We start from the raw sequence: 6,367 nt of genomic DNA, 5'->3' as shown, positions 1-6,367 counted from the left end.
CCTCGCGGATCAGAAACGCCCTGGTGCGCCACCAGCTCAGCGCCGTCCGTGCCTCCTCGACGCGGGGGCCGTCGGTCTCGCCGCGGCTGGCCATTGCGCCGAGCCGGGAGCGCCAGAACTCCACCGAGTGAGTGCGCGGAGGGGTGGCGGTCAGGGGCGGGCTGGTGGCTGTCATGCCCACAGACTAGGCGGCTTGCGTGCAAAGCTGCATATGAAAGTTGTTGCGGCACAATACCTCCCATGTCGGGCAAGTGCTTGCGACGGGCCTACGACGTGGGAATTTGAGGCGGACAGACGACAAACCCCGGCCCGTAGTTGGGCCGGGGGTCGTCGGTGCGCTTGGGCGTGTCGGGGCTAGGCGGGGCCGAACATGGCGCGCAGCTCGGCCCCGGCGCGTTGGTGTTCGGCGTAGGCCGCGTCGGCCTCGGTGTCGGTGGCGTAGGCGTTGCGCCACCGCGCATCCCAGGCGGCGCGGTGCTCTGCGGTGGTCATGGTGGTGCGCATCGTTCGGTTCCTTCCGTGGTGGTGGTGGTGGGTCAGGGCCGGTCGGCCACCTGGCGGTCCATCCTGGTGAAGTGCCAGGCGGTGCCGGGGTAGACGCCGGGCTCGTTGTGAGCGGCCTGGAGGTTGCGCATCCGCGCGGACACCGCCGTGGGCGTGCGCCCGAGGTCGTCGGCGAGCGTCCGCACTTCCTCGTCGTGAGCGGTGAGCTTGCCGTGCTGGCGGTACAGGTCGTCAACGGCGATCACGTCGGCCTCGGTCCAGGGCTCGGCCACCGCCCGTTCGCGGGTGTTGTAGACGGTGGCCCGACTGACGCCGTACTCCCGGGCCAGCGCCGAGGCCGATTCGCCCTCGGCCAGGCGTGTCGCCACCGCCTCGGCCTGCTCGTCGGTCAGCGAGGGCACCCGGCCCTTGTAGACGCCTTTGGACTTGGCGATGGCGATGCCCTCGCGCTGTCGTTCGAGGATCAGCGCACGCTCGAACTCAGCGACGGCACCCATCACCGACAGCATCAGCACCGCGCACGGGTCGGCGTCGTCGCCGAACGTCAGGCCCTCCTTGACGAACTGGACTCGCACGCCATCGGCAACCAGGTCATCGACGGTGCGCCGCAGATCGACCAGCGACCGGGCGAGTCGCGACATTTCATGCACCACCAGGGTGTCGCCTTTGCGGACGTAGCCCAGGCACTCGGTCAGCGCAGGGCGGTTGGTGTCCTTGCCGCTGGCCGTGTCGGTGAAAACCTTGTCCAGCTGTAGCCCGTCTAACTGACGGTCGGTGTTCTGGCCGACGGTGCTAACGCGCACGTAGCCGATGGTCTGTCCGTTGCTCATGTCCGCTCTCCGTAGGTGTTTGTTTGACCTCTTAGAGCCATCCTAGACCATTGTCTAACAATGCGCTATGGACCCTAAATAGGCGGTATTCACCGCTTTGCGGGCCGCCCGGTTAGGGCGTAGGCCAGATAGACAAATCCGCCCTTGTCGGGTTACTGCCCTGTGCCGCAGCGGGTCTCGGGTGCCGAGCGCCGCCAGCGCCGCCGTTTCGGCGGCTGGTTGGGCCGCTGGCTGGCGAACGGCGCGGCGGCGGATAAGTTGCCGGGCGCGCCTGCCAGCGAGGCGCACACCGCCACGAGGCGGGTTATCGCAGGAGACTGCCGCCCGGCGACCAGCCGCGCAATGGGTCGTACTCGTCACGCCGTCCTGGAGGGATGGGCGTCGGCTCCGGCACGGGCTGAGGCTCCGGCTCGGCATCGGCCATGCCGGCGGCCATGGGCTCGGTGGCGTCAGCCACCACGGTATCGCTGGCGGCGCTGTGTGCCTCGCTGGTGGCCGAAACGGCGTCCGGTGAGGCATTGGCCGGGCTGACCGGTTCCCCGGCACGCTGGCGCGCGACGGCCAGCCATTCGGCCAGCTCGTCGGCGGCCACGCCATCAAGGGCCAGCACCTGGCGCGCGATGTCTACCTGGAGCGGCCACAGCGGATCGTCCGGCCCGGCCACGGTGCCGAACAGCGCCCGGCACTCAGCGGCGGCCTGGACCTCCAGGTCGGCCGGGGCCAGCGTGCCGTCGGCCACGTCGCGGGCGACCGAGGCGGCAGCCTTGATCGCGTCCTCGGGGGTCAGGGTGGTCATCGGGTGATCTCCTCAATCTCGGCGTCGATGATGTTCCCGCCGTCCAGGGCGGGCGGTGGTTCGCGGTGGGCGACCAGCGCCAGCAGCTCGGTCTCCAGCCGGTCGATGACCGCAGTTGCCGTTTGGGTGACGGTCACGTCGACCTCGGTGCGCTCGGGCGCGTAGGCACCGGCCAGCTTGGCGCGCTCGGTCACGGTGGACCGCAGCTCTTTCGAGTACCGCAGTGCGGTGTCGTCATCGCCAGCCTGGAGCGCCAGCATGAACCGGGTGAACCCTTGGCGCTGGAGCAGCTGTAGCGCGGCGTCGTGCTTGGCGCGGGCCTGCTCGGTGGTCTCGGGCGGGGTGCGGTCGCGCAGCCGAGACACCGCTTGCTGTGCCGCCTGTCGCGACCGGTAGCCCAGTGCGTCGGCAATCTCCTGCCACGTCGCGCCCGTAGCGGCCAGGCGTGCGGCACGCTCCGCACGGTGCCGGGACTCCAGTCGGTTGGTCACGTCAACATCTTGTCAACGGACGGTGCAGCCGCCGCTGCGCCAGCGCGGGCTCCGACGGGTGTCTCCACCGCTCCCCGTGGCCGCCGTCGCCCTCAGTGACCGGACCGGTGGCGACCGCCCGCCCGCAGCGCCCTGGGCCAGCGCACTGCCCAGATGAGTTAGCTGGACATCGGCCCCAGCCGTAAGGTAAGGGGGTAAGGGTAAGGCGACCCGTTGGCGCACACCCGCGTGTGAAAGCAACCACTCGGACAATCCCGCCATAGTCGGGCAACTCTTCTACCAGTACATATAGAGAAATACATATATTTTCAGACCACGCGGTAAGGTGCATTAGCCCGCGCCTTAGCGCGCCTGGGGGTAAGGCACCTTACCCGCCTTACCCCCTTACCCTGCGCCTTACCTAGTTAGCTATCGCGCACCGTTAGCCAGACGCACACCGGCCCGGCCCCCATCGCGGGTGACCGGGCCGGTGGACCGTGGCGCGGGCCGGGCTACTGGTGCAGCAGCTCAACCCACACGGTCGGGCCTTCGGTGGCCCGGCTGACCTGGCCGGACTCGATCATCCGGTCCAGCTCGGCGGCAGCTTCCTTGTTGCCGTTGAACATCCGGTTGCGCAAGCCCTTCTTGCCCGACCAGCGCACCCGGCCCATGCCGGTCAGCGCGCCGATCAGCTTGGCCCTGGCGCGGCCCTGGGGCGTGGTGCGGGCCTCCACGTCGGCCACGTGCTCGGCGCGCGCCACCGCTCGCTCAGCCCGTGCGGTCTTGGCCCGCCGCGCCCGGCGGCGCGTGGCGGCGTCGGTGGCGATTGCGCACGACACCGCGAACAACTCCTCGGCCAGCTGCCACTCCAGCTCACCCACCGCCAGGTAGGCCGGGTCATCAGGGTCCAGGGAGGCGGTGGGGTCATCGCCCGCGCCCAGGAACACCGCCAGCAGCGCGGCCAGCTTGGCGACCATGGCCGTGCGCTGCGAGTCCAGGCCCGCCAGCGAGTGCTCGTCAGGGTCAGTGCCCGGCCCGGCGTCCTGCGCCAGGAACGTCTCGGTGTTGGTGCGCTTGATCTGCTCGCGCAGCGGTGCGCACAACCGCAGCGGCATGGTCGGCACCTTCACCTCCAGCGGCGCGTACTCACCGGCCACCGCCGCCAGCAGCTCCGCGGTGACGTACGGCCCCGGTTTCGACCACACCATCAGGAACCGCTGCACGGTGCCCTCGTCAATGTTGGTACGGGTCACCAGATCACCCAGGACCGACTGCTGAGTGCCGATCACCACGCCCAGTGAGTACGTGCCGCGCCTGAGCAGCCGGTCGCGGCCACGGTCAGCCAGGCTGGCCCCCACGGTCGAACCCGACCACATTTCGCGCAGGGTTGCCCCCAGACTGGCCTTCTCGTCGTTGATCTGGGTCACCACGGTGCGGCCTTCGTCGTTGGTGGTCAACAGGTTCGACCGCACCACCGAGCGCACTGTTTTCGTCTTCGGCGACCCGTTCTTGTTGGTGCCGATGGTTATCGTTCGCTCGCCGTAGTACGCCTCCACCAGGCCCTCGCCGGTCTTGAGGCTGCCCAGCGCCGGGAACGCGGCGTCGTCGTCGCCGGTTTTCACCGGGCAGGCCATCGGGTCGTCGCCCCACCCAAGCCGGAACACCACCAGCTCCTCGGCCGCATTGGCGGCGGTGGTCTTGCCCGCGCCCGTGGTCGACGTGGCGAACGCGAACATGTTCAACGGCAGACTGAACCGCACCCCGGTGCTGACCCGCACATCCGGCGGCGTGTGCGCGGCCAGCCGCACCAGCGCGAAGCCCAGTGCTGCGTCGGGCGCGGTGGTGTGGCTCAGGCACATGTCGTGGAACAGCTGGAGCCGGGGGTGACGGCTCCAAAACTCGCGGGACAGCGTGAGAGTCGGCGCTTCGTCGTCATCGTCGGCGTCGTCAGTGTCGATTTCATCCACCTCGGGCGGCACATCCTTGCGGTAGCTGTCGAGGAACACCACGTCGTCATCGGTCAGCGCCAGGCCGTCGTAGGCATCGTTCAGTGCGTCCATGGCGGCCTCCAGGTCGTTGTCGTAGTGGGTCGCCGCCACCGCGCGCAGGCGGGTCACGTAGCTGCCGTGCTTGGCCACCACCGGCCCGAACGGCTCGATGTCGTGGTCGGTCCAGATGTTCAGGCCGGGGTCGGGCGTGTCCATCCGGCCGCACCCCGGCTCGTGAGCGGTGGCGCTCTTGGCGCTGGCGTGCGCACCCGGCGCGGTCCACGTCTCGCAGCCGCAGCCGTCGACCTTGCCGGTGGGACTCCAGCCAGTCGGGGCCAGAATCTCTGCCCAGGTGGCCGACGCGCCCCACCGCTCCACCGTGTTGCCGCTGGTCACCGCCCGGCCGCGCTCAGCACGCTCGACCCGTGCCCGGCCATGATCGGTGATGGCCTCGGCCAGCCAGGGCGGCAGCTCGCGCACCTCACCAGCGGTGGCGTAGCTGCCCTCCTCGCGCACGCTCGGCGGCACCAGCACGTAGCGGCGGTCCCACAGCACCGCGAAGCCGTCGTCACCGTCGGTCAGGGCACCACATCCGGGACCGGCGGGTAGCCGCACGCCGTCCGGCACGGTGAACCACCAATGCCCGCCGTCGCTGTGCACCCGCGTCACCCCGTCAGGCCCCAGCTGGCCGGGGCTGATCACCGTGGGCAAGGTGCCGGGGGCGATGTCCTCGGTGGCGATGTCGCGCCACCGCTGCATCTGCACGGCGGTGTCGCAGTCGACCACCACCAGCTCCGACCCGCCGACCTCCACCGCCAGGCTCACCGGCACGCCTTCGGGGTACCGGTCGGCGAACGTCTTCACGTACCGGTCCAGGTAGCCGTCCAGCACGTCGGTGTCGGTGGTGGCCAGCGCCAGCCCGGCCGGTGACTTGACCGTGTCCCAGCCCCGGCGGCCCGCCACCTTGGCAGCCGCGCGGGCTGCCTTGTCGTCGGCGCTCCTGCGCTGCGGGCTGCGCATATCAGCGGGCACCTTGGAGCCCGGCCACACGAACAGCACCGCCAGTCCAGCCTCGGCCAGGCGGTGAACGTACTTACGCACCGCCTCATGGCCGGTGGCGTCGTCGGGTGCATCGGCCAGCAGCGCGGTCAGGAGGCGGGCACGGTCGGCCTCAGCGGCGTTGCCGCCCTTGGGGTTACTCTGGGTCACGTTGATCCTTTCATCGGGGTCGGCACGCCGGATCCTTCGTTGGGTTCACACGGTTGGTTGGCGGGGGTGCCGTCCGGCACATGCGAGTCGAGGCCAAAACGCTCGCGCCGGGCGGCATCGCTGTTTTCGGGGTCAGCCCCGTTGCGGCGCAACGGGCACCAGCAGCGCGTCGACATCGCCGACCTTGACCCGCAGCGCACCGTTCGGGCCGGTTCGATAGCCCGGCAGCACGCCGTCGCGGACCCGGCGGTGCATCGTCCAGTACGACAGCCCGACCCGCCGCCCAGCCGCACGCAGGCTGATGAACCGGTTGCCCTCCGTCGGGGCGGTGGTGGTTTCGGCCACAGGTGACCTCCTCTCGATATGAGCAACTAGAGCAGACGACCGTGCAAACCACCTGTAGCACAGGGTGTTTCGCTCACTTGTCGGGGAACTCAGATGCGCCGCAGGGGCGAACCGCAGTGGGGGCATCTGCCGTCAGCTGTAGGTCCGTCCACGGCCCTGTTCGCCGCCCACAACCGGCGATTGCACCGGGTGCTGGGGCAATGCGGGAACCGCGGCCACGGGGGC

At 69.9% G+C, this 6,367-nt stretch carries 5 protein-coding genes and 1 pseudogene; all 6 read right to left on the bottom strand.

The genetic code is table 11. The features are described from left to right. Window positions 1-354: 354 nt before the first annotated feature. A complete protein-coding gene (locus EJK91_RS22910) occupies window positions 355-504 on the bottom strand; it encodes a hypothetical protein (RefSeq protein ID WP_164517889.1) in 150 nt (49 codons plus the stop codon). Window positions 505-767: 263 nt separating this feature from the next. Next, window positions 768-1,334: pseudogene (locus EJK91_RS05655) on the bottom strand (recombinase family protein); the annotation flags it as partial. Between the two features lie 304 nt (window positions 1,335-1,638). After that, a complete protein-coding gene (locus EJK91_RS05650) occupies window positions 1,639-2,130 on the bottom strand; it encodes a flagellar hook-length control protein (RefSeq protein WP_125078452.1) in 492 nt (163 codons plus the stop codon). Then, complete coding sequence (locus tag EJK91_RS05645; protein ID WP_125078451.1) at window positions 2,127-2,621, bottom strand: hypothetical protein; 495 nt, start codon at window positions 2,619-2,621, stop codon at window positions 2,127-2,129. The genes EJK91_RS05650 and EJK91_RS05645 overlap by 4 nt, the downstream gene beginning before the upstream one ends. A 491-nt stretch (window positions 2,622-3,112) precedes the next feature. After that, on the bottom strand, window positions 3,113-5,797 hold the full coding sequence (locus EJK91_RS05640; RefSeq protein ID WP_164517888.1) for a bifunctional DNA primase/polymerase: 2,685 nt from the start codon (window positions 5,795-5,797) through the stop codon (window positions 3,113-3,115). A 132-nt stretch (window positions 5,798-5,929) separates the two neighbouring features. Further along, entirely contained in the window at window positions 5,930-6,142 is a 213-nt protein-coding gene (locus tag EJK91_RS05635; RefSeq protein ID WP_125078449.1) for a DNA-binding protein, read from the bottom strand. Window positions 6,143-6,367 lie beyond the last annotated feature (225 nt).

Origin of the sequence: Mycobacterium sp. P7213, assembly GCF_900604305.1 — a bacterium.
Classification (GTDB): Bacteria; Actinomycetota; Actinomycetes; order Mycobacteriales; family Mycobacteriaceae; genus Mycobacterium.
The sequence above is the reverse complement of the archived record's forward strand: the minus strand, read 5'-3'. Positions and strand labels throughout refer to the sequence as shown.

Coding starts and splice junctions, on each gene's coding strand:
- EJK91_RS22910 (WP_164517889.1), bottom strand. CDS start 504: ATGCGCACCACCATGACCACCGCAGAGCACCGCGCCGCCTGGGATGCG.
- EJK91_RS05650 (WP_125078452.1), bottom strand. CDS start 2,130: ATGACCACCCTGACCCCCGAGGACGCGATCAAGGCTGCCGCCTCGGTC.